The sequence below is a fragment of the Sphingopyxis sp. KK2 genome, from assembly GCF_001990265.1.
Classification (GTDB): domain Bacteria; phylum Pseudomonadota; class Alphaproteobacteria; order Sphingomonadales; family Sphingomonadaceae; genus Sphingopyxis.
The window spans coordinates 1-26,897 of the sequence record NZ_LYVN01000047.1 but is presented as its reverse complement, the minus strand read 5'-3'; the positions used below and the strand labels follow the sequence as shown (position 1 = coordinate 26,897).

Annotated in this window: 25 protein-coding genes, 1 tRNA gene and 1 riboswitch; of the genes, 10 read left to right on the top strand and 16 right to left on the bottom strand. The window is 67.3% G+C overall.

Annotated elements, in window-relative coordinates:
• From B1A78_RS10060 to B1A78_RS10050, 3 genes are all read right to left on the bottom strand, one after another.
• Window positions 1-2,169 (bottom strand): serine/threonine-protein kinase (locus tag B1A78_RS10060; protein ID WP_144037762.1); only part of this gene is annotated, 2,169 nt, incomplete at its 3' end.
• 192 nt (window positions 2,170-2,361) lie between these two features.
• Window positions 2,362-2,436, bottom strand: a tRNA-Gln gene (locus B1A78_RS10055).
• 54 nt (window positions 2,437-2,490) lie between these two features.
• Entirely contained in the window at window positions 2,491-3,576 is a 1,086-nt protein-coding gene (locus B1A78_RS10050; protein WP_077146834.1) for a branched-chain amino acid aminotransferase, read from the bottom strand.
• Window positions 3,577-3,654: 78 nt separating this feature from the next.
• On the opposite strand from B1A78_RS10050, the gene B1A78_RS10045 reads away from it, so the two are divergent.
• Window positions 3,655-4,161 (top strand): MarR family winged helix-turn-helix transcriptional regulator, encoded by a 507-nt coding sequence (locus tag B1A78_RS10045; protein WP_077146833.1) that lies wholly within the window; start codon window positions 3,655-3,657, stop codon window positions 4,159-4,161.
• A 21-nt stretch (window positions 4,162-4,182) separates the two neighbouring features.
• Here the strand turns inward: B1A78_RS10045 and proC are convergent, their stop codons facing one another.
• Window positions 4,183-5,013, bottom strand: coding sequence for a pyrroline-5-carboxylate reductase (proC, locus tag B1A78_RS10040; RefSeq protein ID WP_077146832.1), 831 nt, complete (start codon window positions 5,011-5,013; stop codon window positions 4,183-4,185).
• A 19-nt stretch (window positions 5,014-5,032) separates the two neighbouring features.
• On the bottom strand, window positions 5,033-6,706 hold the full coding sequence (locus tag B1A78_RS10035; RefSeq protein WP_256837655.1) for an alkaline phosphatase family protein: 1,674 nt from the start codon (window positions 6,704-6,706) through the stop codon (window positions 5,033-5,035).
• 125 nt (window positions 6,707-6,831) lie between these two features.
• Between B1A78_RS10035 and B1A78_RS10030 the strand changes: the two genes are divergently transcribed.
• The 5 genes from B1A78_RS10030 (at window position 6,832) to B1A78_RS10010 (ending at window position 11,131) form a co-directional block, all read left to right on the top strand.
• Window positions 6,832-8,877 carry a protein-disulfide reductase DsbD gene (locus B1A78_RS10030; RefSeq protein ID WP_077146831.1) on the top strand — a complete coding sequence of 682 codons (2,046 nt, stop codon included), beginning with the start codon at window positions 6,832-6,834 and terminating at the stop codon, window positions 8,875-8,877.
• Entirely contained in the window at window positions 8,877-9,617 is a 741-nt protein-coding gene (locus B1A78_RS10025) for a TlyA family RNA methyltransferase (RefSeq protein ID WP_077146830.1), read from the top strand. The genes B1A78_RS10030 and B1A78_RS10025 overlap by 1 nt, the downstream gene beginning before the upstream one ends.
• 61 nt (window positions 9,618-9,678) lie before the next feature.
• Window positions 9,679-10,230, top strand: coding sequence for a TspO/MBR family protein (locus tag B1A78_RS10020; protein ID WP_077146829.1), 552 nt, complete (start codon window positions 9,679-9,681; stop codon window positions 10,228-10,230).
• Between the two features lie 43 nt (window positions 10,231-10,273).
• On the top strand, window positions 10,274-10,579 hold the full coding sequence (locus B1A78_RS10015) for an accessory factor UbiK family protein (RefSeq protein ID WP_077146828.1): 306 nt from the start codon (window positions 10,274-10,276) through the stop codon (window positions 10,577-10,579).
• Window positions 10,580-10,624: 45 nt separating this feature from the next.
• Window positions 10,625-11,131 (top strand): YbjN domain-containing protein, encoded by a 507-nt coding sequence (locus B1A78_RS10010; RefSeq protein ID WP_077146827.1) that lies wholly within the window; start codon window positions 10,625-10,627, stop codon window positions 11,129-11,131.
• A 3-nt stretch (window positions 11,132-11,134) separates the two neighbouring features.
• Here the strand turns inward: B1A78_RS10010 and B1A78_RS10005 are convergent, their stop codons facing one another.
• From B1A78_RS10005 to B1A78_RS09980, 6 genes are all read right to left on the bottom strand, one after another.
• Window positions 11,135-12,085, bottom strand: a complete 951-nt coding sequence (locus B1A78_RS10005; RefSeq protein WP_077146826.1) for a right-handed parallel beta-helix repeat-containing protein — start codon at window positions 12,083-12,085, stop codon at window positions 11,135-11,137.
• Between the two features lie 93 nt (window positions 12,086-12,178).
• Window positions 12,179-13,147 (bottom strand): phytanoyl-CoA dioxygenase family protein, encoded by a 969-nt coding sequence (locus B1A78_RS10000; protein WP_077146825.1) that lies wholly within the window; start codon window positions 13,145-13,147, stop codon window positions 12,179-12,181.
• A gap of 12 nt (window positions 13,148-13,159) precedes the next feature.
• On the bottom strand, window positions 13,160-15,784 hold the full coding sequence (gene metH, locus B1A78_RS09995; protein ID WP_077146824.1) for a methionine synthase: 2,625 nt from the start codon (window positions 15,782-15,784) through the stop codon (window positions 13,160-13,162).
• A gap of 119 nt (window positions 15,785-15,903) precedes the next feature.
• Entirely contained in the window at window positions 15,904-16,950 is a 1,047-nt protein-coding gene (locus tag B1A78_RS09990; protein ID WP_077146837.1) for a homocysteine S-methyltransferase family protein, read from the bottom strand.
• 14 nt (window positions 16,951-16,964) lie between these two features.
• Window positions 16,965-17,909, bottom strand: coding sequence for a methylenetetrahydrofolate reductase [NAD(P)H] (gene metF, locus B1A78_RS09985; protein WP_077146823.1), 945 nt, complete (start codon window positions 17,907-17,909; stop codon window positions 16,965-16,967).
• Window positions 17,906-18,892 carry a metalloregulator ArsR/SmtB family transcription factor gene (locus B1A78_RS09980; RefSeq protein ID WP_077146822.1) on the bottom strand — a complete coding sequence of 329 codons (987 nt, stop codon included), beginning with the start codon at window positions 18,890-18,892 and terminating at the stop codon, window positions 17,906-17,908. Before B1A78_RS09980 ends, metF begins: the two co-directional genes overlap by 4 nt.
• 236 nt (window positions 18,893-19,128) lie before the next feature.
• Between B1A78_RS09980 and B1A78_RS09975 the strand changes: the two genes are divergently transcribed.
• From B1A78_RS09975 to B1A78_RS09960, 4 genes are all read left to right on the top strand, one after another.
• Window positions 19,129-19,446, top strand: a complete 318-nt coding sequence (locus B1A78_RS09975) for a hypothetical protein (RefSeq protein WP_077146821.1) — start codon at window positions 19,129-19,131, stop codon at window positions 19,444-19,446.
• Window positions 19,447-19,649: 203 nt separating this feature from the next.
• The gene (locus tag B1A78_RS09970; protein ID WP_077146820.1) at window positions 19,650-19,979 is read left to right on the top strand and encodes an entericidin EcnAB; all 330 of its coding nucleotides are present in this window, start codon (window positions 19,650-19,652) and stop codon (window positions 19,977-19,979) included.
• 82 nt (window positions 19,980-20,061) lie between these two features.
• Window positions 20,062-20,274: a hypothetical protein gene (locus tag B1A78_RS09965; RefSeq protein ID WP_077146819.1), complete on the top strand. Its 213-nt coding sequence runs from the start codon at window positions 20,062-20,064 to the stop codon at window positions 20,272-20,274.
• A 35-nt stretch (window positions 20,275-20,309) separates the two neighbouring features.
• A riboswitch (ZMP/ZTP riboswitch) is annotated at window positions 20,310-20,401 on the top strand.
• A gap of 21 nt (window positions 20,402-20,422) precedes the next feature.
• Window positions 20,423-21,097, top strand: a complete 675-nt coding sequence (locus B1A78_RS09960) for a DJ-1/PfpI family protein (protein ID WP_077146818.1) — start codon at window positions 20,423-20,425, stop codon at window positions 21,095-21,097.
• Here B1A78_RS09960 and B1A78_RS09955 read toward each other — a convergent pair.
• The 5 genes from B1A78_RS09955 to B1A78_RS09935 form a co-directional block, all read right to left on the bottom strand.
• On the bottom strand, window positions 21,094-21,903 hold the full coding sequence (locus tag B1A78_RS09955; protein ID WP_077146836.1) for a glutaminyl-peptide cyclotransferase: 810 nt from the start codon (window positions 21,901-21,903) through the stop codon (window positions 21,094-21,096). The two genes, B1A78_RS09960 and B1A78_RS09955, sit on opposite strands and share 4 nt — an antisense overlap.
• On the bottom strand, window positions 21,903-23,087 hold the full coding sequence (locus tag B1A78_RS09950; RefSeq protein WP_144037761.1) for an aspartyl beta-hydroxylase: 1,185 nt from the start codon (window positions 23,085-23,087) through the stop codon (window positions 21,903-21,905). The genes B1A78_RS09955 and B1A78_RS09950 overlap by 1 nt, the downstream gene beginning before the upstream one ends.
• A 119-nt stretch (window positions 23,088-23,206) precedes the next feature.
• Complete coding sequence (gene groL / locus B1A78_RS09945; protein ID WP_077146816.1) at window positions 23,207-24,850, bottom strand: chaperonin GroEL; 1,644 nt, start codon at window positions 24,848-24,850, stop codon at window positions 23,207-23,209.
• An 80-nt stretch (window positions 24,851-24,930) separates the two neighbouring features.
• The gene (gene groES, locus B1A78_RS09940; RefSeq protein WP_077146815.1) at window positions 24,931-25,221 is read right to left on the bottom strand and encodes a co-chaperone GroES; all 291 of its coding nucleotides are present in this window, start codon (window positions 25,219-25,221) and stop codon (window positions 24,931-24,933) included.
• Window positions 25,222-25,340: 119 nt separating this feature from the next.
• Window positions 25,341-26,738: an MATE family efflux transporter gene (locus tag B1A78_RS09935; RefSeq protein ID WP_144037760.1), complete on the bottom strand. Its 1,398-nt coding sequence runs from the start codon at window positions 26,736-26,738 to the stop codon at window positions 25,341-25,343.
• Between the last annotated feature and the right edge of the window lie 159 nt (window positions 26,739-26,897).

Here is a 26,897-nt window from a genome sequence, read left to right as displayed (position 1 = left end):
GATGATCGTCGGCAGCGCCTTGGGCGACAGATTGTCGGCGGCCATCGGCCAGGCTTCTTCGAGCGCCTTGCGCGCCTCGGCATATTTGCCGAGCGGCATCTGCGCCCGGCTGAGCTGCATCAGGTCGACCGCGAGGCCCGCCGATTCGCCCAGCGTCGCGCGGCGCTGCGCGACGAGCGCGATCAGCAGCGGTTCGGCCTCCGCAGGTTTGCCGAGGCGGATCAGGCGCAGCGCCTTCAGCTGGCGGATATTGAGGTCGAGCCCGCTATTCTGTTCGCCCGATCGCGCGATCAGCGCCTCGGCGCGCGCGATGATCGGGGTCATCCTGTCGAGCTGGCCGAGCTCGATCATGTAAACGAGGACATTGTTGTAGATCGACAGCATGTCGCGGTGGTTTTCCTTCCACACCACCTCGGCGTCGGGAATGCTCGCGAGCAGCAGCGCGATCGCCTCCTCGGTCTTGCCGCTGCGTCGCAGATATTGCGCCTGCGCCTGCTTCCACTCGACGATCTGCAGCCGGTAGCGCACCGGATCACTGTCGAAGACGCGCTTCGCGTCGGCGAGCAGCGCGGGCATTTCGTCGGTGTTGCCGATCGCGGCGGCGGCGCCCGCCTTCTTCACCTTCAGGTCGGCGGTCGCGGCGGCGCTGTCGCTGCCCACCCCGCGTTCGAGCGCGCGGCTGACCAGCGTATAGGAGCCGAGATTATCCTCGAGGTTGACGTAGAGATTGAACAAGGTGCCGACGAGCACCCCCGATTGCTCACTGCTGTCGAGCGAGTTGGCGAGCTTGTCGGCGGTCTGGTCAAGCATCTGTTTGACCGTCGCGGTCTCGCCCTCGTCGGTCGCGGCGGTATCGCGCAGCATCACGGTGAGCAGGCGGTTGATCGCCTCAGACCGCTTCGCCTCGGCGAGCGCGGCATCGCGCTCGATCGCGGTCGCGCGCGCCTGCCAGGCGATGCCGCCGGCGCCGACGAGCAGCGCCGCGAGCACCGCGGCGGTCGCCGCGACGCCCCAGCGATAGCGGCGCAGGAAGCGCCCGGCCATGTAGCGCGTCGATCCGTCGCGCGCCTGGACGGGCAGGAACTGCTGATGGCGGGCGACATCCTCGGCGAGCGCGCTGACGCTGAGATAGCGTTCGGCCGGGCTGCGGCGCATCGCCTTCATCACGATCGCGTCGAGATCGCCGCCGATCCGGCTCACCGGCACCGGGGATGTCCCCGATGCCGCGGCGCGGCTCGGCAACAGGGCGTCCTCATAAAGAACGCGCCGGATCATCGCGGGCACCGACGATTTTTCGCCGCGCCAGGGGCTCTTGCCGCTGACCAGTTCATAGAGCACCACCCCGAGCGCATAGACGTCGGTCGCGACGGTCGCTTCGTCGCCGTCGAGCTGTTCGGGCGCGGCATAATCGGGGGTCAGCATCGCCTGTGTCGTCGCCGGCAAGGCGGCGCTGTCGTCGAGCAATTTGCCGATACCGAAATCGACGAGACGCGGCTTGCCGGCGGGATCGACCAATATGTTCGACGGCTTGATATCGCGGTGGACGACCAGATTGGCGTGGGCATAGGCCACGGCGTCGCAGGTTTCGCGGAACAGCTTCAGCCGCGTGTCGAGGTCGGCGGCATGGCTGCGGCACCAGGCGTCGATCGGCTCGCCATCGACATAGTCCATCACGATATAGGGCCGGCCGTCGGGCGCGACCCCGGCGTCGATCAGCCGCGCGATGCCGGGATGGTCGAGCCGCGCGAGCAAGCGGCGTTCGCGCGCGAAGCTTTCGGCGCGCTCGGCGGCATCGACGCGGAGCAGTTTCAGCGCAACCTTCTGATCGAAATCGGCCTCCGCGCGGCGCGCGAGATAGACTTCGCCAAGCCCGCCGCGCCCGATCAGCCGGTCGACCGTAAAACCGCCGACGTCCTGCCCCGCTGCGAGCGAAGTGTAGCTGGCCGGCGCCGCCTCGGCGCCGAGCGGCGGCGGGTTCATATCGAGAATGCCTTCGCCGCGCGATGACGCGAGCAGGCCGCGAACCGCGCCGACGATCTCCGGCGATAGCGTCGACCGGGTCAGGCGCTCAGTCTGGATGTGGACAGGCAGATCGACCAGCTCGTCGAACAGCGCCTGGATGCTTTGCCAATCGTCCCGGTCGCGTGCCGCCATGTCCTTGTCCCCCATCGGCCATGGGTAAAGCAAAGGCCGCCCCGGTCAATGCGATCAATCGATGATCGCCATGGGTTGCCGCCGCACGTCAGCCCGGTGTGTGACGGGTTGTCCGATCACATCGGCTTGGGCCGGCACATCCGACGATACCCCGAGGCGTTGGTATGAGCGAAATGACGACCCCTGGAGCGCCCTGCTCGCACCGGCTGGCTGGGGCGGCAGGATTCGAACCTGCGCATGGCGGCATCAAAAGCCGCTGCCTTACCGCTTGGCGACGCCCCAACGGCCGGTGCGAGGCGCGCTCTAGAACGCGCCGCCCGCTATTGCAAGCTGGCCTTAAAGCCGCATCACCCAGCCATGCGGATCGGCGGCGCGCCCGCGCTGGATGTCGACGAGCTTGTCCTTGAGCATCGCGGTCACCTGTCCGGGGCCGCCGGCACCGATGGTGAAGCTGGTCTCGCCGCGCGTCACCTTGCCCACCGGGGTCACCACCGCCGCGGTGCCGCAGGCGAAGCTTTCGGTGAGCTTGCCGCTCTCCGCATCGGCCTGCCACTGGTCGATCGCATAGGGTTCCTCACGCACCGTCAGCCCGGCGCCGCGCGCCAGCGTGATGATCGCGTCGCGCGTGATGCCGGGCAGGATCGTGCCGGTCAGCGGCGGCGTCACGATGCTGCCGTCGTCGAAGACGAAGAACATGTTCATGCCGCCCAGTTCCTCGATCCAGCGATGCTCGGCGGCATCGAGGAAGACGACCTGGTCGTGCCCCTTGGCGATCGCCTCGCGCTGCGCGACGAGGCTCGAGGCATAATTGCCGCCGCATTTGGCGGCGCCGGTGCCGCCGGGCGCGGCGCGGGTATAATCCTCCGACACCCAGAGCGAGATCGCCGGGGCGCCCGAGCGGAAATAATTGCCGACGGGCGAGATGATGACGAGGAACTGATATTCGCTCGCGGGTTTGACGCCGAGGAACACCTCGCTCGCGAACATGAAGGGGCGCAGGTAGAGCGCGCCGCCGTCGACCGGCGGGAACCAGTGCGCGTCGGCGGCGACGGCTTCCTTGACCGCCGCGATGAACAGTTCCTCGGGCAGTTCGGCCATCGCCATGCGGCGCGCGCTGGCGTTGAAGCGCGCGGCGTTCGCCTCGACGCGGAACAGCGCCATCGACCCGTCGTCGAGCCGGTACGCCTTCAGCCCTTCGAAGATTTCCTGTGCATAATGGAGCACCGCGGTCGCCGGATCGAGCGTCAGCGGCCCGCGCGGCATCACCTGCGCATCGTGCCAGCCCTTGTCCTCCGAATAGCGGATCGACACCATATGGTCGGTGAAGACGCGCCCGAACACGGGGTCCGCGATCGCCGCCGCGCGTACCTCGTCCGCGACCTTGCTGGGGTGCGGCAGGTGGGTGAAGGCGGGAAGCGACATGCGGGAACCTACTCGGTCAGGGGGTGAATCGAGGCCGCCTCTTGCCAAAGCGCGGCCCTTCGCGCAACGCTGGTGACTATGCCGAACGATAATTTTCTTTCACAAGTCCCCGGCGCCTCCGCTCTTTTCTTGCGCGAGGACGAGGTGCGCCGCGGCATCGAATATCTGTTTTTCGCGCACGCCGCGCTGTGGCGCTCGATCGACACGAAGCTGGCGGAGGCCGGATTGGGGCGGGCGCATTACCGCGCGCTCTATTTCATCGCACGCCAGCCGGGGCTGACGATTTCGGACCTGCTTGCGCTGCTCGGAATCACCAAACAGTCGCTGGGGCGAGTCGTGAAGGAGCTCGAGGCACGCGCAATGGTGACGACGCGGCCCGGCGGGCGCGACCGGCGCGCCAAGGAATTACGGCTGACCGACGAAGGGCGCGCGATCGAGGCGGCAGTGTTCGACCTGCTGCGCAACGCGATGAGCGCCGCCTATACGCAGGCGGGGCAGCAGGCGGTGACCGGATTCTGGCAGGTCAGCGAGGCCTTGCTGCCGCCGCGCGAGCGCGAGCGGGTGCGCAAATTGGGAAGCGACTGACCGCCCCCTTTCGGTTGGGTCTCAGCCCTCGCCGCGCGCGATATCGGCGAGTTCGCGGCCACGGTCGCGCGCGGCGCGCAGCACATTGGTCATCAGCGCGACGAGCTGGCCGCCTTCGTCGAGGACGTCGAGCCCGGCCTGCGTCGTGCCGCCCTTGCTCGCGACCTGCGTCACCAGGGTGCCGGGCTTTTCGCCGCTGTCGGCAAGCAGCGCGGTCGAACCGCCGAAGGTCGCGATGGCGAGCGCCAGCGCATCGTCGCTCGACAGGCCGAGCCGTTCGCCCGCCGAAGCATAGGCCTCGATCAGGCGGAAAACGAAGGCCGGGCCACTGCCGGTGAAGGCGGTGACAAGGTCCATCGTCGAATCGTCGGCGAGCGCGGTGACATGGCCGAGCGGCTTGAGCAGCGACGTGACCGCCTTGTCGTCGGCGCGGCCGAGGCTGGCGACCGCCGACACGCCCGCGCCGATGCGCGCGGCGAGGTTGGGGAGGATGCGGACCTGCGCCCGTGCCTCGGGGAAGCGAGCCGCGAGATCGGTGAGCGAGACCCCGGCGAGGATCGACAGCAGATGGACGTCGTTGCCGACCTGCGGCCCCAGTTCGTCGGCGACGTCACCAAGCTGCTGCGGCTTCATGCCGAGCATGATCCAGTCGGCGCTGCCGCCCGCAGCGATCCATTCGCCGAGCGCGGCATATTGCGCGATACCCTCGCGCGGGGTCGCGAACGGATCGACGATCGCCACCGCCGCCGGGTCGAGCCCCGCCGCGAGCCAGCGGTCGAGCATCGCGCCCGCCATATTGCCGCACCCCACCAGCAGGATCCGGCCCGAGAAATTCCGCAACGTCTTGGTCATCATCTTGTCTTTTCGTTGGTTAGCGGCAGCTGCTGTCCGGACCCGAGAGCAGGTCGAGGCAGCGGCCGTCGATCTTGGTCTGGTCGACCGGCAGGCCGATCAGCGACGCGAGCGTCGGCAAAATATCCACCGTCATCACGGCATTGGGCTGTTCGAAGCCCGCGATCCCCTTGCGCCAGAACAGCATCGGCACGCGGCGGTCATAATCCCACACCGACCCGTGCGTCGCGACATAGCCGAGCCCCGATTCGGGAATCGGGGTGACGCGCGGTTTGAGCACGACGACGAAGTCGCCCGAACGCTCGGGGTTGTACGAGGCGCGCAGCTTGTCCATCAGCGACCAGACGTCGGGCGAACGCTTCGAGATCGGGTGCTTCGCCAGTTCCTCGCCGGTCACCACCGCCTCGACCTGCGGATGCGCGCGCCAGCGGGCAAGCAGCTCGGCCGATGCCGCCTTGCGCTGCGCCGGGGTCAGCGCCTTCGACAGATACATGTCGCCGAACGGACCGTCGCTGTAGAGCAGGGGCTGCGGCAGGCCGAGCTTTTCGGCGACCGCCTTGCCGAGCTGGTCGGCATCGAGACCGCGGTCGACGCGCTCGGCGGCGGGCCAGGCATTCTGGCGGTTGCGCTCGGGCAGATCGTGGCCGCCATGGTCGGCGGTCAGCGCCACCGCATAGTCGATCCCCGTCGCGTCGAGCCGCGCAAAGAAATCGCCGAGCTCGCGGTCGAGGCCGGTCATCTGGAGGCACATTTCGCTGCCTTCGGTGCCATAGGTGTGGCCGACATAGTCGGTCGCCGACAACCCGACGATCAGCAGGTCGGTGCCGCTCCCCTCACCCATCTTGCGCGCCTGACGCAGCGCGGCCGCGGTCGCGAGCACCGCGCCGTCGGCCTCGGGCGAGGCCATGAAGCCGCGGAAATTATTGGCGTCGCGCGCGAGGCGACCCGTGCCGACGGTGCCGCCCTTGTCGATCGGGATCGCGATATCCTTGGCGGCGCAATCGGCGGGCAGCGTCAGGGCGGGGCGCGGCTCGGCCATCGCGGCGGCGATCGCCGCGCTCGCCTGCGTCGCGACCGGCGACAGCGCCGTGCCGCGATAGCTGGTGAGCCCGGCGGGAACGAGCCACATCAACTCGTCGGCCTGGTGCCCGCCCATCATGATCGCGGCGCGGTCCTTGCCCGCGACCGACACCACCTGCGCCTTCGGATCGCGCGCCTTCATCAGGTCGCCAAGCGTGGGCACGAGCAGATGCTTGACCGAGGCGGCATATTTGCCGCTGCCCGATGTCGTGCCGGCGACGCTCTCGTCCTCGGCGCAATAGAGGCGCTTGTCCTCGCGCGCGGTCGACAGGTCGAAATAATTGTTCGCGATGATCCCGGTGTGTGCGGGATGGTTGCCGGTCAGGATCGTCGAATGGCCGGGGCAGGTCTCGGTCGCACCGTGCGACTGATAGCCCGCGGGAAAGACGACGCCCGACGCGAGCCGCGCGAGTCCGCCGGTGAACTTGCCCCGATATTCGGCGAAAATGTCGGCGGAGAACTGGTCGACCGCCACCATCACGATCAGCTTGGGCGGCGGCGTCTGCGCGGTCACCTTTTGCGCGGGCGCGGCCGCATCCTGCGCAAGGCCGGCGCCGGCGGCACCGACGCAAAGCACGGCGGCAAGAGCGGTGGTCAGATATTTCAGCTTCACGGGCGGCTCTCCGATACACGAGGGTGTCAGCGCGGGCTGTCCTCTCGACGAAAGCCGCCTATATGGCAAGCCTCGAACGATAAGGCGGACGCGGGACGGGCATGGATCGCAGTAGGCACGATTTTATGACAGGCATTTGGCGCGCGCTGCTCGCGATGCTCGCGCTCGCACTGCTGGCGCTCGCCCCGGCGCGGGCGCAGCCGGTGAACATCACGCCGCAGCTGATCGCCGAATCGCCCGCCCCCGCGCCCGGCGCGACCACGACGCTCGCGCTCAGCATGACGCCCGCGAAGGGCTGGCACGGCTATTGGCTCAACGGCGGCGACGCCGGTTTCGGCATGTCGGTCGACTGGAACCTGCCCGAGGGGGTGACGGTCGAACCGTTCCGCTATCCGGTGCCCGAGGCGCTGATCCTCTTCGGCATGATGAACCATGTCTATGAGCATCCCTATGCGCTGCTCGCCGACATCAAGGTCGACAGCAAAGTCGCGCCGGGGACCGACCTGACGCTGTCGGGAGTCGCCAACTGGCTCGCCTGCACCGACAAGATCTGCGTGCCCGAAAAGGCGGTGGTGTCGGTCAAGTTGACCGCGGGCGACGGCACGATCGCGGCGGCATCGCGCACGCGCTTCGACGCCTGGCGCGCGCGGCTGCCGCAGCCGCTCGACCGGCCGGGGACGTGGGAACGCAAGGGAAAGACGCTGCGCTTCGGCATCCCGCTTCCCGAGGGGACGGCGATCGACACGCCGCACCTGTTCCTCGAAACGCAGAATCTGATCGACTATCCCGCCCCGCAAAATTTCAGCCGCAACGGCGACTGGATCGTGATCGAGTCCCGCGCCAACGGCGATGCCGCCGGGCCGGTCGCGGGGCTGGTCAAGCTCGCCGACGGACGCGGGCTGACCCTCGGCTTCAACCCCGGCAAGGTGCCGGCGGCGGGCGAGCCGGTCGGCGACGCGCCGGACGGGATCGACCTCGCGATCTTCTGGGCCGCGCTCGGCGGCGCGATCCTCGGCGGGCTGATCCTCAACCTGATGCCGTGCGTCTTCCCGATCCTCAGCCTCAAGGCACTCAGCCTCGCGCGCTCGGGCGGCGACGCGCGCGAAGCGAAGGTCGAGGCGCTCGCTTATACCGCCGGCGCGGTGCTGGTCAGCCTCGCGCTCGGCGGCGTGCTGCTCGCGCTGCGCGCCGCGGGCGAACAGGTCGGCTGGGCGTTCCAGCTCCAGCATCCGGTGAGCGTGCTCGTCCTGCTGCTGCTCGCGATCGCGATCACGCTCAACCTGCTCGGGACCTATGAACTGCCCTCCTTCGGCGGCGGACAGAAACTTGCAGGCCAAGGCGGCGCAGCGGGCGGTTTCTGGACCGGCGCGCTCGCCGCCTTCGTCGCGACGCCGTGCAGCGGGCCGCTGCTCGGCGCCGCGCTCGGCGCGACGCTCGTGCTTCCCGCCTGGGCCGCGCTGCCGATCTTCGGCGGGCTGGGACTCGGCCTTGCTCTCCCCTTCCTCGCCATCGGCTTCCTGCCCGCGCTGCGCCGCCGCCTGCCCAAACCGGGACCGTGGATGGCGACCTTCCGCAAATGGATGGCGCTGCCGATGGGCCTGACGGCAATCGCACTGGCCTGGCTGTTGACGCAGCAGGTCGATGGATTGCGCTGGTCCGATATCGCCACTGCACTTGGCACCAGCATCCTTTTCATTGCACTCTACCGCCATTGGATGAAGGGCCCCGACCGGGGCCATGCCGGAAAGCTGTTGCTGCTTATTCCAGCCCTGTTCATGGGGTTCCTGACATATACGGTCGTAACGGCTACACCCTCGGCCGCCGTCGGCGAAGCCGGCGGAGAAAGTTTCACCCCCGAAGCGCTTGCCAAGGCGCGCGCCACCGGCAAGCCCGTCTTCGTCTATTTCACCGCCGACTGGTGCCTGTCGTGCAAGGCGAACGAGGCGGGCGCGATCAACCGCGAAGCGGTTCAGGACATGTTCGACCGCAAGGGTGTCGTCACCCTCGTCGGCGACTGGACCAACGGCGATCCCGCCATTACCCGCACCCTCGCCGAGCATGGCCGCAACAGCGTGCCGCTCTATCTCTGGTACGCGCCGGGCGCCGCCAAGCCCGAAATCCTTCCGCAGATCCTGACCCCCGGCACGCTCACCGATCTGGCCGAGCGCTGATGGCCAAGCTGCGCGCCGACCAGTTGCTCGTCGATCGCGGTCTTGCCGAAAGCCGGACCCGCGCGCAGGCACTGATCCTCGCGGGGCTCGCCTTCATCGGCGATCGCAAGATCGACAAGGCGGGGCAACAGGTCGCTGCCGACGCCGACATCAGCGTCAAGGGCCGCGACCATCCCTGGGTCTCGCGCGGCGGCATAAAGCTCGACCATGCCCTCGCGCATCTCGGCTGGGACGTCGCGGGCGCGGTCGCGATCGACGTCGGCTCGTCGACCGGCGGCTTCACCGACGTGCTGCTGAGCCGCGGCGCGGCGCGCGTCTACGCCGTCGATTCGGGGACCAACCAGCTCGCGTGGAAGCTGCGGCAGGACGATCGCGTCATCGTCCACGAACAGACGAGCGCGCGCATCCTGACACCGACGCATATCCCCGAACCCGTCGACCTCGTCGTCTGCGACGCGAGCTTCATCGCGCTGTCGAAAGTCCTCCCGGTGCCGATGTCCTTTGCCAAGGACGGCGCGCGCATCGTCGCGCTGATCAAACCGCAGTTCGAGGCCGAGCGCCAGGAGGTCGGCAAGAAGGGCGTCGTGCGCGACCCCGCGGTCCACGCACGCGTCTGCGCCGAAGTCCGCGCCTGGCTCGAGGGCGAAGGCTGGGCGGTCGCCGATCTCGTCGAAAGTCCGATCACCGGGCCCGAGGGCAATGTCGAATTCCTGATCGCCGCCGTCAAAGGACCCGCTTGACGCTGCGCCGCACAATCGCGACACAAATGCAACGGATTCGCATGTGGGGGATATTGCGGACATGACCGAAATCGCAACGCCGGGCCAACTTCGCATGTCCTATCTGCGCTGGGCACTGGTGACGGTGCCGGCGATCGTGCTGCTCGGCAGCCTGTCGGGGCTTCTTTCCAACAGCGGCTATGCCAACCGCTGGTTCGCATCGCTCGACCTGCCCGCGATCACCCCGCCGGGATGGGTTTTCGGCACGGTGTGGCCGATCCTCTACATCTGCCTCGGCCTGTCGCTCGCGATGGTGCTCCACGCGCGCGGCGCGAAAGGGCGCGGGCTTGCGCTGCTGCTCTTCTTCACCCAGCTCATCGCCAATTTCGCCTGGTCGCCGCTCTTTTTCGGCGCGCATCAGGTGACGACCGCCTTTTACCTGATCGTCTTCATCCTGCTGATGACGACCGCGACGACCTTTGCCTTCGCGCCGATCCGCAAGGCAGCGGCCTGGCTGCTGGTGCCCTATATGGTCTGGCTGAGCTTCGCCGCGATCCTCAATTTCCAGATCGATCAGGCCAATCCCGAGGCCGAAACCCTTGCCCCCGCCGCCGCGAGCACCCAAATAGGGTGACGGCAAGGGTTTTGGGGTTCGCCCCACAAGGAAAGTGACGAACATGCAGAGCGAAAACCGCTTTTTCGACGATCTGGCCAAGATGGTGAACGGCGTCGCCGGAACCGTGGCCGGTGCGGGCCGCGAGGCCGAATCCGCGATGCGCGAGCGCGCCAAGGAATGGATCGGCCGCATGGATTTCGTCAGCCGCGAGGAATTCGAAGCGGTGAAGCAGATGGCCGCGACCGCGCGCGCCGACGCCGAGGCGCTGAAGGCGCGGCTCGACAAGCTCGAAGGCGCATCCGCTCCCAAGGCCGCCGCGGCGCCGAAGGCCGCTGCCAAGCCTGCAGCACGCAAGCCCAAGGCCTGACGCAGCGACTCGCCTCCTCGCGCGTTTCCGTCTAAAGGCGCGCGCATGAGTGACGATATCTACGACGAAGACGACGGCCAGGACGCGGCGCCGATGGAAATGCTGGCGTCCTATTTTGCCGCGCACGACTGGCCGCACGAGATGGTCGGCGAGGACGAGATCGTCGCGACCGCGCAGGGCAGCTGGACGACCTATGAACTGCGCGCGGTATGGCGCGCCGACGACGGCGTCATCCAGCTGCTCGCCTTTCCCGACATCCGCGTGGTCGAAGACAAGCGCGCCGTCGCGCACGAGGCGCTGGCGCTGATCAACGAGCAGCTCTGGCTCGGCCATTTCGAACTATGGTCGAACAGCGGGACGATATTGTTCCGCCACGGCCTGTTGCTCGGCAACGATGCCGCGCTGCCGCTTGACCTCACCGAAACGCTGATCGAAAGCGCGATCGACGAGTGCGAGCGCTTTTACCCGGTGTTCCAGTTCGTGCTGTGGGGCGGCAAATCGCCCGCCGAGGCGCTCGCGGCGTCGCTGATCGAGACGCGCGGCGAGGCCTGAGGCTCAGCGTTTCTCGAACCGCTGCAACCCCGTGCCCAGCTGATTCTGTCCGATCGCCAGCGCCTCGCCGCTCCAGTCGGCGACGAACACCGACTTGCGGTCCATCCCGGCGGGCAGGCTCGCCCGATTGCCGTCGATCACCAGCCCGCGCGAGGGATTTTTGCGTTCCTCGGCGGCGACCGCGATCAGCGCCGAATAATTTTCCTTGTCGCGGCCCTGCACGAACATGTTGTTCGCGATCCGGCCGACCGAGCCCGAGGGCAGGTCGATCATATAGTTGGTCGCGGTTCCCTGCGTGTCGTCGAAGCTGTTGTCGCTGATGTCGACGTTCACCGCGCGGGTCTTCATATAATGGCCGCCGCTGCCCTTTTCGAAGCGCGTGCGGGTGACGATCACGCGGCCATAGATGCCGGTGTAGACGCTGTGTGCGCAGCTCAGCCCGCGGTCGCAGCGGCCGAGGCGCGAGAAGGTCGAGCGATCGATCGTGAGCGTCCCCTCGGGATCGTCGGCGGTAAGGATGCCCTCCTCGCTGTTGCGGAACATCGAATTCAGCACCTCGAGGTCGCTCGTCTCGAGCCTTATGCCCGCACCATTGCCGTCGGGTACGCGCATATTCTGGAAGACGATGCCGTCGACGCGGGCACCCGCGCCGCGCAGCACCAGCGCCGCCTTGCCCTCGCAGGTCACGCCGTCGAAGATCGCGCGGCCGGGTTCGGCGGCGACGAAGGCGATGCGTCCTGCGGTCTGCACCGCGCAGTCGCGATGATAGCCGGGCGCGATGCTGATCGTCCCCTGCCCCTCGCCGATCGCATCGACAGCATCCTGCAGGCGGCCGTAGCCCCGACCGTCGACGCTATAGGGCGCGCCGCCGCCGGTCTGCGCGGGCGCGGGGGCGGCAACAACCACGGCGGCGATGAGCAGCGCGGTGACGAGGCTGGGACGAAGGCGGGTCATGCCGCCCCCATAGGCGATCGGGCGCGCGCAGTCGTTTGCAAGGCTGGTTAATTTGCAGCGCGTCCCGAAAGCGGACGGTTGCGGCCCGTCCGGTTAACGCCAGGGGCGGATCACCATATCGGGCGAATAATAGGTCAGATATTGCGCCAGCCGTGGCTTGTCCGACCGGTTCGGGCTCGCGGCGTGCGGCAGATCCTGCCGCCAGATGATCAGGTCGCCGGCCTTGCCCGCGACATGCTTCACCCCGTCGGACAAATCGGCCTCGCGCGGGTTGGCGCCGTCGAGGTTCGCGAGCCAGTCGTCGATCCGCTTGTGGAATCCGGGAACGCAGCGGAAGGCCCCCTGATCCTCCGCGGTGTCGCTGAGATAGAGTACCGCCTGCGTATGAAACGGGATCGGCTGGACCAGGCTCGCGTCCCAGTGGATGTCCGATCCGCTGAACAGATGCCCCGGCCGCTCGGGCGGGTTGAAGCCCATGCGGTCGACCAGCACCCACAGATTTTCGCTTCTCCATAGCTGCGCGAACGCCTTGTGCACGCGCGGGCTGCGGCGTGCGGCTTCGAGCGCCGAGCCCTGGAAATGCGGGACCATGATGCCGTTGGTCTTGGCGGCGTACCAGCTTTCGGGGTCGTCGGGCGACGCACCGATCACATCCCACAGCAGCGCCTTGACCGCTTCGATCTCGTCGGCCGAAATCGCGTCGGGCAGGATGACATAGCCATGCTCGTCCCAATGCTGGAGCGCCGCGACATCGAGAACGTCGGGCATCGCCGCGATCGCATCGAGCTGCGCCTGCGCCTCCTCGCCCGGCGCCATCTCATAGAGCCAGGCGTGATAGCGGTCGAGGAGGCGCGGGTCGGGCTGGCCCACCGTGTCGAGGATCCAGGCCTGAAAGCCCGCAAGGTCAGGCTTCACCAGATAGAGCTGCTCATACACCTGCTGGTTGCCGAGCCCGAGCGTGTCGAGCAGCAGCTTGCCGACCATCTCGTCGAGCGGCGGGCCATTGCCCGTGTGCGACGCCCAGAACTCCTCGAGACAGGCGATTTCAAGCACTTCGGACATGGACAGCCTTCGTCAGTCGAGGTTGGGACGCAGCCAGCGCGTTGCGGTCTCGATATCGACCCCGCGCCTTTGTGCATAGTCCTCAAGCTGATCGCTGCCGATCCGCGCCACACCGAAATATTGGCTTTCGGGATGCCCGAAATAGAAGCCGCTGACCGCCGCGGTGGGCAGCATCGCAAAGCTTTCGGTGAGCACCAGCCCGGCGTTGTCGCCCGCCTGCAGCAGGTCGAACAATATCGGCTTCAGGCTGTGGTCGGGGCACGCGGGATAGCCCGGCGCCGGGCGGATGCCGCGATATTCTTCCTTGATCAGCGCCTCGTTAGTCAGCTGCTCGCCCGGCGCATAGCCCCACAAGGTGGTGCGGACATGCTGGTGCAGCCGCTCGGCAAAGGCCTCGGCGAAGCGGTCGGCGAGCGCCTTCAGCAGGATGTCCGAATAATCGTCCTTGTCGGCGCGGAAGCGCTCCGAAAAAGGTTCGATGCCGTGGATGCCGACCGCGAAGCCGCCCATCCAGTCGCCCGCGGGATCGATGAAGTCGGCGAGGCACATGTTCGCGCGGTCGCGGCTTTTCTTGATCTGCTGGCGCAGGAAGGGGAGCGTCACATGGCGTTCCTCCTCGGCGAGGTGGATCGTCACGCTGTCGCCGTCGCGCGCGCACGGCCAGAAGGCGCAGACGCCGCGCGCGGTCAGCCATTTCTCGGCGATCAGTCTGTCGAGCATCGCGTCGGCATCGGCCTTGAGCGCCACCGCCGTCTCGCCGACGACCTCATCCTCGAGGATCGACGGATAGGTGCCGTGCAATTCCCACGCGCGGAAGAAGGGCGTCCAGTCGATGCATTCGCGCAGATCTTCAAGGCTCCAATCGTCGAAGCGGTGCAGCCCGGGCTGGAGCGGCGGCGCGGGCTTGTCGCTCAAATAGGCGTCGTAATAATTGGCGCGCGCCTCTTCGAGCGTGTGGAGCACGCTCTGCCCCTTGCCCGCGCGCACGTCGCGGACATGGGCATAATCATCCTTATACCCCTGGACATAGGCGTCGCGCCCGGTGTCGCTGACCAGCGCGGTGGCGACCCCGACCGCACGGCTTGCGTCGAGGACATGCAGCACCGGACCCGTGTAGGCGGGGTCGATGCGCAGCGCGGTATGGACCTTCGACGTCGTCGCGCCGCCGATCAGCAGCGGCATCTTCATGCCCGCGCGCTGCATTTCCTCGGCCACCGTCACCATCTCGTCGAGCGACGGGGTGATCAGGCCCGAGAGGCCGATGATGTCGGCGTCATTTTCGTTCGCCGCCTCGAGGATCTTCGACCACGGCACCATCACGCCGAGGTCGACGATCTCGAAGCCGTTGCACTGGAGCACGACGCCGACGATATTCTTGCCGATATCGTGAACGTCGCCCTTGACGGTCGCCATCACGACCTTGCCCTTGCCCTTCGCACCCGGTTCCTTCGCCGCCTCGATGAAGGGCAGCAGATGCGCAACCGCCTTCTTCATCACGCGCGCCGATTTGACGACCTGCGGCAGGAACATCTTACCCGACCCGAACAGGTCGCCGACGACGTTCATGCCATCCATCAGCGGGCCTTCGATCACCTCGATCGGGCGCGGCAGCAGCAGGCGCATTTCTTCGGTATCGTCGACGACATAGGCGTCGATTCCCTTGACCAGCGCATGTTCGAGGCGCTTGCGCACCTCCCAGCCGCGCCATTCCTCGGCGGCCTTTTCCTGCGCCGGGTTGCTGCCCTTGTACCGTTCGGCAAGCGCGATCAGCCGCTCGGTCGGGCTTTCGGCCTCACCCTCGACCTTGCGGTTGAGCACGACATCCTCGACCGCCTGTCGGAGTTCGGGGTCGATCGTGTCGTAAACGTCGAGCTGCCCCGCATTGACGATCGCCATGTCGAGCCCGGCGGGGATCGCATAATAGAGGAAGACGCTGTGCATCGCGCGCCGCACGACCTCGTTGCCGCGAAAGCCGAAGCTCAGGTTCGACAGGCCGCCTGAGAAATGGACATGCGGGCAGCGGCGGCGGATTTCCTTCACCGCCTCGATGAAATCGACCGCATAATTGTCATGCTCTTCGAGGCCGGTGGCGACCGCAAACACATTGGGATCGAAGATGATGTCCTCGGGCGGGAAGCCGATGGTCATGAGCAGCTTGTAGGCGCGCTCGCAAATCTCGACCTTGCGCGCCTCGGTGTCGGCCTGCCCGACCTCGTCGAACGCCATGACGACGACCGCGGCGCCATAGTCCATGCACTTCTTCGCATGGGCGAGGAATTGCTCCTCGCCTTCCTTCATGCTGATCGAATTGACGATCGGCTTGCCGGGAACGCATTTCAGCCCGGCCTCGATCACGCTCCATTTTGAGCTGTCGATCATCACCGGGATGCGCGCGATATCGGGCTCGGCAGCGATGAGCTTCAAAAAGGTCGTCATCGCATATTCGGCGTCGAGCAGGCCCTCGTCCATATTGACGTCGATGATCTGCGCGCCGTTCTCGACCTGCTGCCGCGCGACCTCGACCGCCGCGGTATAGTCGTCGGCGAGGATCAGCTTCTTGAATGCCGCCGATCCGGTGACGTTGGTGCGCTCGCCGATGTTGACGAAGGTGGAGGAGGCGGCGGGAGTGTCGGTCATTTGGCTCTTCTTCTCCCCTCCCGCTTGCGGGAGGGGTCGGGGGAGGGTCTGTCGCAAATCGCGGGTGGTGCGGGAAAGGAACAGGCCCTCCCCTAACCCCTCCCGCAAGCGGGAGGGGACTAGGCCGCCATCGTGAACGGCTCCAGCCCGGCCAGCCTTGTGCGCACCGGCACCTCGGGCAGCTCACGCGCCGGCAGCCCTTCGACCGCCTTCGCCATTGCCGCGATATGTGCGGGGGTCGATCCGCAGCAGCCACCGAGGATGTTCACCTGCCCATGCTGCGCCCATTCGCCGACCAGCCCTGCGGTGGTGTCGGGCATTTCGTCATATTCGCCGAGTTCGTTGGGCAGCCCCGCATTGGGATAGACCATGATCAACGTATCGGCGATCTCGCTCAGCGTCTTGACGTGCGGGCGGAGCTGCGTCGCGCCGAACGAGCAGTTGAGCCCGATCGTCAGCGGCCGCGCATGGCGCACCGCGTGCCAGAAGGCCTCGACCGTATGCCCCGACAGGTTGCGGCCACTGAGGTCGGTCAGCGTCATCGACAGCATGATCGGCAGGTCGCGGCCGAGCGCATCGCCCGCCTCGATCGCCGCCATGATCCCGGCCTTGGCATTGAGCGTGTCGAAGATCGTCTCGATCAGGATGAAGTCGACCCCGCCCTCGACCAGCGCGTCGATCTGTTCGCGGTACACCTCTTTCAGATGGTCGAAATCGATCTCGCGAAACCCCGGATCGTTGACGTCGGGCGAGAGCGACAGCGTCTTGTTCGTCGGGCCGATCGCGCCGGCGACGAAGCGCGGGCGGCCATCTTTCGCCTGGAACTCGTCGGCGATACGGCGCGCGAGCTTCGCGCTTTCGACGTTGATATCGCGCACCAGATGTTCGGCGCCATAATCGGCCTGGCTGATCCGGTTGGCGCTGAAGGTGTTGGTCTCGGCGATGTCCGCCCCCGCCTCGAAATAGGCGCGGTGGATGCTTTCGGGCACGTGCGGAGCCGTCAGCGCGAGGATGTCGTTATTGCCCTTCTGGTCGTGCGACAGCCCCAGCGTGCCGGCATAGTCGGCTTCGGACAGCTTCCAGTTCTGGATCTCGGTCCCGAACGCGCCGTCAGTGATCAGGATGCGCTCCTTCGCGGCGGCCAGTAAGGCTTCACGGGCGCTCATCGTCGAATTGGCGGTCATGCGGCTTTCTCCGTCGCGGGCGCCGCCGGGCGGACCCCCAGCATATGGCAGATCGCATAGCTGAGTTCGGCCCGGTTGAGCGTGTAGAAATGGAAATCGCGGACCCCGCCCGCGTAGAGCCGGCGGCAGAGTTCGGCGGCGGTAGTCGCAGCGACGAGCTGGCGCGCGGCGGGCAGGTCGTCGAGCCCGTCGAAGAGTTGCGCGAGCCAGCGCGGCACGTCGGTGCCGCACATCGCCGACATGCGGGTGATCGCGCCGAAATTGCTCACCGGCATGATGCCCGGCAGGATCGGCGCGGTGATTCCCGCCGCCGCAGCCGCGTCGCGAAAGCGAAAGAAGGTGTCGGGTTCGAAGAAGAATTGCGACACCGCGCGCGTCGCCCCGGCGTCGAGCTTGCGCTTGAGATTGTCGATGTCCGCCGCAGGGCTGAGCGCCTCGGGATGCGTCTCGGGGTTCGCGGCGACCGAGATTTCGAACGGCGCGATCTTCAGCAGCCCCGACACCAGCTCGGCAGCGCAGCTATAGCCGTCGGGCCGCGCCTGGAATTTCTCACCCTGCACCGGCGGGTCGCCGCGCAGCGCGACGATATGGCGCACCCCCGCGTCCCAATAGGCCTGCGCGACCTCGGCGATCTCGTCGCGGCTGGCGTCGACGCAGGTCAGGTGCGCCGCCGCCGGAATGCTCGTTTCCTGGACGATGCGTGCAACGGTCGCATGCGTGCGCTCGCGCGTCGAACCGCCCGCGCCATAGGTCACCGAGACGAAGTTCGGGCCGAGCGGTTCGAGCGTGCGGATCGACTCCCACAAGGTCTCGCCCATCTTCTCGGTCTTGGGCGGAAAGAATTCGAAGCTGATGCCGATATCGCCGGCGAGGCCCGCGAACAGGGGCGAGGCGGCGGCACGGCGCGCCTCCGACTGCGAAGGAAGCGAAGTCGTCGTCATGCCGCAAGCCTTTTGCGTTGGCCGTCCTCGCGGACGGGATTTTGGTCTTCATCGCTGCGACGGCGGCCGAGCCAGAGCTTGACCGCAAGGTCGCCGCCTTCGAGCGTTTGCGAATTTTCGAGCACCATGCCCGCCGAGGCGAACCAGCCGCGGATCTGCGCGTCCGAAAAGCCGAGGCGCGCGTGCGCCGCAAGGCTGCGCATCTCTTCATCCTCGTGCGGCGCGAAATCGACGATCAGCAAATGCCCGCCGCCGCGCAGCACGCGGCTCGCCTCGGCGATCACCCGATCGGGTTCGTGCGCAAAGTGCAGCGCCTGATGGATCACGATGCTGTCGATGCTGGCGTCGGCGAGCGGCAGGTTCAGGAAATCGCCCTGCACCAGGTCGATCGGCACCGGCTGGTCGGCGAGCTTGGCGCGCGCGATGCGCAGCATTTCGGGGCTGCGATCGAGCGCGGTGATGCGGCGCACCGTCGGCGCGAAGATTTCGGCCATGCGCCCGGTACCGGTCCCGATATCGAGCAGATGCCCCAGCCGGCGATTGTGCATCAGCGCGAGCATCGCCGCCTCGACCTCGCTTTCGGCGACGTGGCGCGAGCGGATCGCGTCCCATTCGGCGGCATGGTCGGCAAAATAGCGCTCGGCGACAGCCGCGCGCTCGGTGCGCACGGCGGCGAGACGCTCGGCATCATAACCGACGATCAGCGCCTCGCGCGGCGAAAATGGCCATTCCTCGGCACGCGCCAAGATATCGCCGACCGGCCCGCCCTCGGCGATGCGCAGGAACACCCAGCTCCCCTCGCGGCGGCGCTCGATGATCCCCGCGTCGACGAGGATACGGACATGGCGCGACACGCGCGGCTGGCTTTGCTCGAGCACGATCGCGAGTTCGCCGATCGCCAGCTCCATTTCGCGCAGCAAGGCGACGACTCGCAGGCGCGTCGGGTCGGCAAGCGCACGGAAAATGTCGAGCAACTCGGTCATGAATTGACATATAAAGATTTCTTTATATCCAGTCAACCGAGCGTGGCGCCGCATTTCCGGCGCCTTTCCCGAAGATGAACGAACGCCGTGCCGCATTTGCGCCGAGCCGCGCAAAAAGCCCGTTGCGCCCGATTCTGCGAAATTGTAGCGATAAGGCCGGTTGGCAATTCGCCCGGTCGGAACGGACCGTATCCGGAAAAGCCGCCGATCAGTTCAATCGAGAGGGGTATTCCCATATGAAAAAGTCGATCACTCTGTCGCTCGTCCTTGCCGCTTCGCTCGGCCTTGCTGCTTGCGGTGAAAAGAAGGCTGACGAAGCCGCTGCGCCCGAAGCGACGACCGAAGCAACGACCGAAGGCGCTGCCGACGGCGCGATGGACGCCGCTGCCGGTGCCGCCGACGCGACCGCCGCTGCCGCTGGCGAAGCTGCCGACGCCGCGACCGGCGCTGCCGACAAGGCTGGCGAAGCCGCCGACAAGGCCGGCGAAGCCGCCAAGGCCGCGACCGAAGCGACCGACGCTGCCAAGGCTGCTGCCGACGCTGCCAAGAAGTAAGCGTCTTTCCGGCTTTTCGGCCGAAGGATTGGAGGGGTCGCCGGCACATGCCGGCGGCCCCTTTTCCGTTTTGAAATGCTTCGCCGGGAACGCTCTTGCCGTTGGCGCGTTGCCGCTGCGCAGTTGCTTGTAAAGGCGCGCGGGACAGTCCCGCGTGTCAGGGGCCGCAAGCCGGTCTTTTTCGGTTTTTGAAAGGAATATCCATGCGCAAACTGATCATCGCTTCGATCGCCGCCACCGCCTTCAGCCTCGCCGCCTGCTCGGAAAAGACGCAGGACGCCGCTTCGGCCACCGCTGAATCGGCTGCCGACGATACCGCTGCTGCGGGCGATGCCCTTGCCGAAGGCGCGGCCGACGCCGCCGACGCGACCGCCGAAGCCGCCAAGGATGGCGCCGCCGCCGTCGAAGGCGCCGCCGACAAGGCCGGCAATGCCGTCGAAGGCACGGTGAACGCCGCCGGCGATGCCGCCGCCAAGGCGGGCGACAAGATCGAAGCCGAAACCGCCAAGGCCGAAGCCAACGACAAGAAGTAAGTCGTCGGCGCGCCGAGGCGTGCTAACAAAGGGCTCCACCCGCATGCGGGTGGGGCCTTTTTTGCGGGAGAGAGACAGGATCATGCCGAACCGCAGGACAGCGATGCTGGTCCCGATCGTTGCGGCGCTGGCGCTGGCGACGGGGTGCAGCCGCACCGATAACGAGCCCGGCCCCGGCGGGGTGACCGTCAGCGAGGCGAAGGCACTCGACGATGCCGCCGAAATGCTCGAAAGCCGCGATGGCAATGGGGCAGCCGACAGCGCGCCCGCCGACCAGGAAGCGGCGAAGAAATAACCGCCTTTCGCTCGCGCTGCTGCGCGGGTAAGATGACGGCGTCCCGCGACTGGCGCTGAAGATGGAGTCCCATCGGGAAGCGGGACGGACCCGTCGGTCCCGCGAGCCGCGCGCCTGGGTGATCCAACGCCAGCGCAAGGACACGCCCATGACCGATATCCAGCCGACCACAATCGTCTTCCTGCTGTTCCCAGGCATCACCCAGCTCGACTTCACCGCGCCCGCGCAGGCCCTGTGCCGCATGCCCGGCGCGACGCTCGTCGGGGCGGCGGCGCGCCTCGACCCGATTGCCACCGACAGCGGCTTTGCCATCCTGCCGACGCACGACTTCGCCTCGGCGCCGCAGGCCGACATCCTGTGCATCCCCGGCGGGCACGGCGTCGTCGAGGCGCTCGGCGACACGGCGACGATCGCCTTCATCGCGGCGCAGGCAAAGCGCGCGGTGTGGGTGACGAGCGTGTGCACCGGCGCTTTCCTGCTCGGCCGCGCCGGACTGCTTGCGGGCAAGCGCGCGACGACGCATTGGGGCTACACGCATCTGCTGCCGCTCGTCGGCGCCGAATATGTGGGCGCGCGGGTGGTCGAGGATGGCAATGTCGTGACCAGCGGCGGGGTGACATCGGGACTCGATTTCGCGCTGACACTGATTTCGCGGCTCAAGGGCGACGCGGTTGCGCAGGCGATCCAGCTCGCGATCGAATATGATCCCGCCCCGCCCTTCGCCGGCGGTCACCCCGATCGCGCCCCGGCGGCGGTGACCGAGGGGCTGAAGGCACGCGTCTATGATACCGCGGCGGCGCGGATGGAGGCGGCGCTCGCCTAGACGCAGTCGGTGAGCGCGATCTCGAACAGCTGCGGCCAATATTTGCCGGTGACGAACAGCCGCTTCTTCTTCGCGTCCCACGCGATCCCGTTGAGCACCGCGTCGGGGTCGCCGACGCCCGCCGTGGCACTCAGCCCCGTCAGGTCGACATAGGATTTGACGGTGCCCGTCGCGGGGTCGATGCGCACGATCGCGTCGGTCATCCAGACATTGGCCCAGATTTCGCCGTCGATCGTCTCGAGCTCGTTGAGCATCGTCAGCGGCCGGCCGGCGAAACGCACCGTGACCTTGCCCTTTTCGGTCATCGTCGCGGGGTCGAAGAAGCGCAGGTCGGCGGTGCCGTCGCTGAGCACGAGATCGTCGCCGACCATCGTGACCCCCCAGCCCTCACCCTCGTATCGGAAATCGCCGAGCGGTTTCAGGTCCTTGAGCCGCCAGCGATGCCCGATCCCGCCCTGCCAGGTGACGCCGATGATCTGGTCGCGCCAGCGCGTGATGCCCTCGCCGAATTCGTCGGCGGGCAGCTTGGTTTCGGCGAGCGCCTTGCCGGTGGCGAGGTCGAGCCGCGCGAGGCGCGAGCGGCCATATTGGCCGGTGCCCTCGTAAAGATGGCCGTCGTGCCAGAAGAGCCCCTGCGTGAAGCTGTCCTTGTTATGCGGATAGGTCTCGACGATGCGATAGCCGCAGCGCGGCACCGCCGGCCGCGCGGGCTCGGCCGCTGCGGGCGCGGGGGCCGGTGCGGGCGGGGTGGCGACGGCGGGCAGCGCGAGCGCCGCCGCGGCGATCAGGAGCAGGTGCCGCACCATCATGCCACCGGCTCCGGCGTCATCTTAGCGGCGAGCCGCAATGCTTCGAGCCGCTTGTAGGTCGCGATCAGCGGCGCCGCAGCAGCACGCAGTTCGGGCGATGCCTCGCGCTGCTTGGCCTCGGAATCGCCGGTGAAGGCCTGCGTCGGCGCCTTCGAATAGCGCCCGCCCGCGGCAACGATCCGCGCGCGCGCGTCGGCATCGGGGGCGACGCCGAAATGAGGCAGCATCGCATCGGTCAGGGCGGCGGGAAGCTGGTCGTAATTGAGCAGCAGGCAGCCCGCATCGACCGCATCGGCGGCGGCGCGGCAGATCCCGTCGAGGATCCAGACCGCATAATCGTCCGCCGCCGCGCCTTCGGCGGGATCGACGCCATATTCCTCGAGCGGCAGCACCCCGGGCCGGACGTGCAGGCCGGGACGGCGCTGCTGCGACACCAGCACCTCGACCGGGTCGCGGTAGAGGAAGGTCCAGGGCGTGCCCGGCCACACGCCGCGCAGCAGCGGCAGCACAAAGCAATGCCAGGCGTCGAGCTTGACGAAGCGGTGGCGCGCCTGCCCGTCGCGGTCGCGGGTGAGCGCCGCCGCCATCGCGGCGATCGTCGCGGGCGGCAGCACGCCGCGCACCACGAGCCGGATCACCGCGTCGAGCACCGGGGGCTCGGCGACGACGATATGCCCCGGCGCTGCGCCAAGCATCTGACCGGCGAGCGTCGAGCCGCAGCGCGACATATGAAAGACGACGCCGTCGAGCGGCGGCGCTTCGGCAAAGGCGTCGAGCGCCGCAATCGGCGTCGCGGCGCGCATCAGCCGGTTGAACGGCAGCAGCCGCACCTTGCGCCAGGTTTCCTCGAAAAAGGGGTCAGTGAGCGGCAGGCCCGCGAAATGCAGCCATTCGACCACAGCGCCCCCCTGATAGCCCATCAGGTCGACCGGCAGCCAGTGGCGCGGCGGCGCCTCGGCCAGCCGCAGCGCGGGCAGCTCGCGCTCCATCTGCGGCGTCGCGGCGCGGGCCAGCCCGGCGGCGAAGGCGTCGCGGCCGATCGGCAGACCCAGCCCCTCGGCGTAGGCGGTAATCGCGTCGAGGAAGGCGGCGGTATCGGCGATCGGCGCGAGCCGCAACTGCGCGGCTTCGTCGGCGAGCAAAGCGGCGCGCAGGCGGTCGATCGGGGTGGCACTGGTCATCGCGCGCACCATGCCCTTGCCTTCGGCCGCCCGCAAGCGGCTGGCGCACAAAGAAAGGGCCGGGAGATCGCTCTCCCGGCCCTTTCTTGTCAGCTTGCGCCGAGCGGTGGGCGCGGGACTTAGAAGTCCATGCCGCCCATGCCGCCCATGCCGCCGCCGCCCATCGGCATCGCCGGCTTGTCTTCCGGCAATTCGCTGACGGCAGCTTCGGTGGTGATCAGCAGGCCCGACACCGACGCGGCGTCCTGAAGCGCGGTGCGCACGACCTTGGTCGGGTCGATGACGCCGGCGGCCTTCAGGTTTTCATAGACGTCGGTCGCGGCATTGAAGCCCTGCTCCTGGTTGTTTTCGCGCAGCAGGTTGCCGGCGACAACCGCACCGTCGTGGCCGGCGTTGGCCGCGATCTGGCGCAGCGGCGCTTCGATCGCCTTGCGGACGATGTCGATGCCGCGGGTCTGGTCGTCGTTGGCGCCCTTCAGGCCGTCGAGGGCCTTGGTGGCGTACAGCAGCGCGGTACCGCCGCCGGGGACGATGCCTTCTTCGACGGCAGCGCGGGTCGCGTGCAGCGCGTCGTCGACGCGATCCTTGCGTTCCTTCACCTCGACTTCGGTCGCACCGCCGACCTTGATCACGGCAACACCGCCGGCGAGCTTCGCCAGACGTTCCTGCAGCTTTTCACGGTCGTAATCCGACGTGGTCGTTTCGATCTGCGCACGGATCTGTTCGACACGGCCCTTGATCGTTTCGGCTTCACCCGCACCGTCGACGATGGTGGTGTTGTCCTTGTCGATGGTGACGCGCTTGGCCTGGCCGAGCATGTTCAGCGTGACCGACTCGAGCTTGATGCCCAGGTCTTCGCTGATCATTTCGCCGGCGGTCAGGATCGCGATGTCCTGCAGCATCGCCTTGCGGCGATCGCCGAAGCCCGGCGCCTTGACGGCCGCGACCTTCAGGCCGCCGCGCAGGCGGTTCACGACGAGGGTCGCGAGCGCTTCGCCTTCGATGTCCTCGGCGATGATCAGCAGCGGACGGCCCGACTGCACCACGGCTTCGAGGATCGGAAGCATCGACTGGAGGTTCGACAGCTTCTTTTCGAAGATCAGGATGTAGGGGTCAGCCAGTTCGACGACCATCTTCTCGGGGTTGGTGATGAAGTAGGGCGACAGATAGCCACGGTCGAACTGCATGCCTTCGACGACGTCGAGCTCGAATTCGAGGCCCTTGGCTTCCTCGACGGTGATCACGCCTTCCTTGCCGACCTTTTCCATCGCTTCGGCGATCTTCTCGCCGACTTCGGTGTCGCCATTGGCCGAGATGATGCCGACCTGGGCGATTTCCGAGGTGCCGGCGACCGGGGTCGAACGCGCGGCGAGATCGGCGACGACCTTGGTGACCGCGAGGTCGATGCCGCGCTTCAGGTCCATCGGGTTCATGCCGGCGGCAACCGACTTCATGCCTTCGCGAACGATCGCCTGGGCGAGGACGGTCGCGGTGGTGGTGCCGTCACCGGCCTTGTCGTTCGCCTTGCTGGCGACTTCGCGCAGCATCTGGGCACCCATGTTCTCGAACTTGTCCTTCAGTTCGATTTCCTTGGCGACGCTGACGCCGTCCTTGGTGATGCGGGGCGCGCCGAAGCTCTTGTCGATCACGACGTTGCGGCCCTTGGGGCCGAGGGTGACCTTGACGGCGTCGGCGAGGATGTCGACGCCCTTCAGGATGCGCTCGCGCGCGTCGCGCGAAAATTTAACGTCCTTGGCAGCCATGATTGCTTCCTTCAAAAAATCGCAGAAAACTGCGTAACTTTACACTGAAATCATAGTTCCGCCGGAGCGGAAGACTTCGCTCAGGCGATGACGCCGAGGATGTCCGATTCCTTCATGATCAGCAGCTCTTCGCCGTCGACCTTGACTTCGGTGCCCGACCATTTGCCGAACAGGATGCGGTCGCCGGCCTTGACGTCGAGCGGGGTCACCTTGCCGTCGTCGGCGCGGGTGCCCGAACCGACCGAGACGACTTCGCCTTCCTGCGGCTTTTCCTTGGCGGTGTCGGGGATGATGATGCCACCGGCCGTCTTTTCTTCGGCTTCGATACGGCGGACGAGCACGCGGTCGTGCAGCGGACGAAATTGAGCCATGGGACTCCCTCCAGTTATACGAACATGTCCTTTAGCACTCGCCATGCGGGAGTGCTAACAGGCGGGCATATGGGTGGGAGTCCAATGACCGTCAAGCAGAGTCGATCAAGTTTTTTGCGTCAGGCCGGGAGCAGACCGAGACGGCCGCGCATCCGCCACCGCAACATAAGAAGGCCCGCCACCAGAACAAGCCCGACCGCCAGCCCGATCCACACGCCGACCCCGGCCCATGGCGTCCAGAAACCGAGATAGATTGCGGTGCCGTAGCCGCCGAGCCAATAGCCGCAGATCGCGATGATCATCGGGGTGCGCGTATCCTGCAGCCCGCGCAGCGCTCCCGCCGCGACCGCCTGCGCACCGTCGAACAACTGGAAAGCGGCGGCGACCACGAGGAACTGCATCGCGAAGCCGACGAGCGCGGCGTTCTTCGCGGCATCGACGTCGACATAGATGGACAGCACCAGCGACGGGAACAGCCACATCGTCAGCGCGGTCACCCCCATGAAGCCGATGCCGAGCACCATCGCGGCGGTCCCGGCATAGGAAATGCCGCGATGGTCGCGCGCGCCATAGGCGAGCCCGACGCGGATCGTCGCCGCCTGCGCGACGCCAAAGGGGATCTGGAAGGCGAGCGCCGCGACCTGGAGCGCGATCGTATGGCCTGCGAGCTGCGCCTCGCCGATGCGGCCCATCAGGAAGGCGGCGCCGGTGAACAGCCCCGCCTCGGCCAAGATGGTCAGCGCGATCGGCGAACCGATGCGCAGCATCTCGAAAAAGCGCGCCCATTCGCTGCGCCACCAATTGCCGAACAGATGATAGCGCCGCAGCCGCCGGTCGCTCTGGATCACGACGACATAAGCGAGCAGCATCAACGTCGAGGTGATGACGCTCGAGATCGCCGAGCCATGAAGGCCGAGCGCGGGCGCCCCCAAATTGCCGAACACCAGCATCCAGTTGCCGAGCGCGTTGACCCCGAGCGCGCCGAAGGTAATCGCGGTTGCGATCGTCGGGCGGCCGAGCGCGGACACGAAAATCCGCAGCACGCTCGCCGCGATCATCGGGATCATGCCCCACATCAGGATGAGCAGGAAGCCCGCCGCGCGCGCCGACATGTCGGCGGCCTGCCCCGTCGCGATCATGATCGGGCCGCCCGCCGCGCAAATGCCCATGAAGATCGCCCCGACGAGCGCGCTGAGCCACAATGCCATGCGCACCGTGCGCCGCACCTCGCGCACCGCATGCTTGCGGCGGCCGAGTTCGGCGGCGATCAGCGGCGCCGACGCGCCGACGAGCCCCGAGCCGGTCCAGAGCAGTAAGCCGAAGATCGACACCCCGAGCGACGAGGCAGCAAGCGCCGCGTCGCCGAGCCGCGCGACGAAGATCACGTCGATCGCATGGACGAGCATCTGGAGCAGATTCGCGGCCGCCAGCGGCCAGGCAAGCGCCAGCGTCGCGCGAAATTCGGCGCGGAGACCCTGCGGACGATCCGCGGTCAGGGGGGTGGCGGTCTGCAACACAGCCGGCCCGGATAGGCGCGGGTTGCGGGGGTTTCAATCGGGGGATTGGGTAAGCGGGCGTTTCGTCGGCAGGGGTGGCATAATGGCAACAGCATGGGGACAGAGGCGGACCGGTGGAAGGAGGGCGGCAGACGTTGAGTGATGCGCTGACAACCCCTT

Excerpts from the sequence above, each read along its gene's own strand:
- B1A78_RS09955 (WP_077146836.1), bottom strand. The coding sequence starts at position 21,903 with ATGGTGCGGCACCTGCTCCTGATCGCCGCGGCGGCGCTCGCGCTGCCC.
- B1A78_RS09990 (WP_077146837.1), bottom strand. The coding sequence starts at position 16,950 with ATGAGCGCCCGTGAAGCCTTACTGGCCGCCGCGAAGGAGCGCATCCTG.
- B1A78_RS10015 (WP_077146828.1), top strand. The coding sequence starts at position 10,274 with ATGCAGAGCGAAAACCGCTTTTTCGACGATCTGGCCAAGATGGTGAAC.
- B1A78_RS10020 (WP_077146829.1), top strand. The coding sequence starts at position 9,679 with ATGACCGAAATCGCAACGCCGGGCCAACTTCGCATGTCCTATCTGCGC.
- B1A78_RS10025 (WP_077146830.1), top strand. The coding sequence starts at position 8,877 with ATGGCCAAGCTGCGCGCCGACCAGTTGCTCGTCGATCGCGGTCTTGCC.
- B1A78_RS10010 (WP_077146827.1), top strand. The coding sequence starts at position 10,625 with ATGAGTGACGATATCTACGACGAAGACGACGGCCAGGACGCGGCGCCG.
- B1A78_RS09970 (WP_077146820.1), top strand. The coding sequence starts at position 19,650 with ATGCGCAAACTGATCATCGCTTCGATCGCCGCCACCGCCTTCAGCCTC.
- B1A78_RS10045 (WP_077146833.1), top strand. The coding sequence starts at position 3,655 with ATGCCGAACGATAATTTTCTTTCACAAGTCCCCGGCGCCTCCGCTCTT.
- B1A78_RS09975 (WP_077146821.1), top strand. The coding sequence starts at position 19,129 with ATGAAAAAGTCGATCACTCTGTCGCTCGTCCTTGCCGCTTCGCTCGGC.
- B1A78_RS09965 (WP_077146819.1), top strand. The coding sequence starts at position 20,062 with ATGCCGAACCGCAGGACAGCGATGCTGGTCCCGATCGTTGCGGCGCTG.
- metF (WP_077146823.1), bottom strand. The coding sequence starts at position 17,909 with ATGACGACGACTTCGCTTCCTTCGCAGTCGGAGGCGCGCCGTGCCGCC.
- B1A78_RS10050 (WP_077146834.1), bottom strand. The coding sequence starts at position 3,576 with ATGTCGCTTCCCGCCTTCACCCACCTGCCGCACCCCAGCAAGGTCGCG.
- B1A78_RS09950 (WP_144037761.1), bottom strand. The coding sequence starts at position 23,087 with ATGACCAGTGCCACCCCGATCGACCGCCTGCGCGCCGCTTTGCTCGCC.
- B1A78_RS10005 (WP_077146826.1), bottom strand. The coding sequence starts at position 12,085 with ATGACCCGCCTTCGTCCCAGCCTCGTCACCGCGCTGCTCATCGCCGCC.
- B1A78_RS10030 (WP_077146831.1), top strand. The coding sequence starts at position 6,832 with ATGACAGGCATTTGGCGCGCGCTGCTCGCGATGCTCGCGCTCGCACTG.
- groL (WP_077146816.1), bottom strand. The coding sequence starts at position 24,850 with ATGGCTGCCAAGGACGTTAAATTTTCGCGCGACGCGCGCGAGCGCATC.
- groES (WP_077146815.1), bottom strand. The coding sequence starts at position 25,221 with ATGGCTCAATTTCGTCCGCTGCACGACCGCGTGCTCGTCCGCCGTATC.
- B1A78_RS10000 (WP_077146825.1), bottom strand. The coding sequence starts at position 13,147 with ATGTCCGAAGTGCTTGAAATCGCCTGTCTCGAGGAGTTCTGGGCGTCG.
- proC (WP_077146832.1), bottom strand. The coding sequence starts at position 5,013 with ATGACCAAGACGTTGCGGAATTTCTCGGGCCGGATCCTGCTGGTGGGG.
- B1A78_RS09980 (WP_077146822.1), bottom strand. The coding sequence starts at position 18,892 with ATGACCGAGTTGCTCGACATTTTCCGTGCGCTTGCCGACCCGACGCGC.
- B1A78_RS09960 (WP_077146818.1), top strand. The coding sequence starts at position 20,423 with ATGACCGATATCCAGCCGACCACAATCGTCTTCCTGCTGTTCCCAGGC.
- metH (WP_077146824.1), bottom strand. The coding sequence starts at position 15,784 with ATGACCGACACTCCCGCCGCCTCCTCCACCTTCGTCAACATCGGCGAG.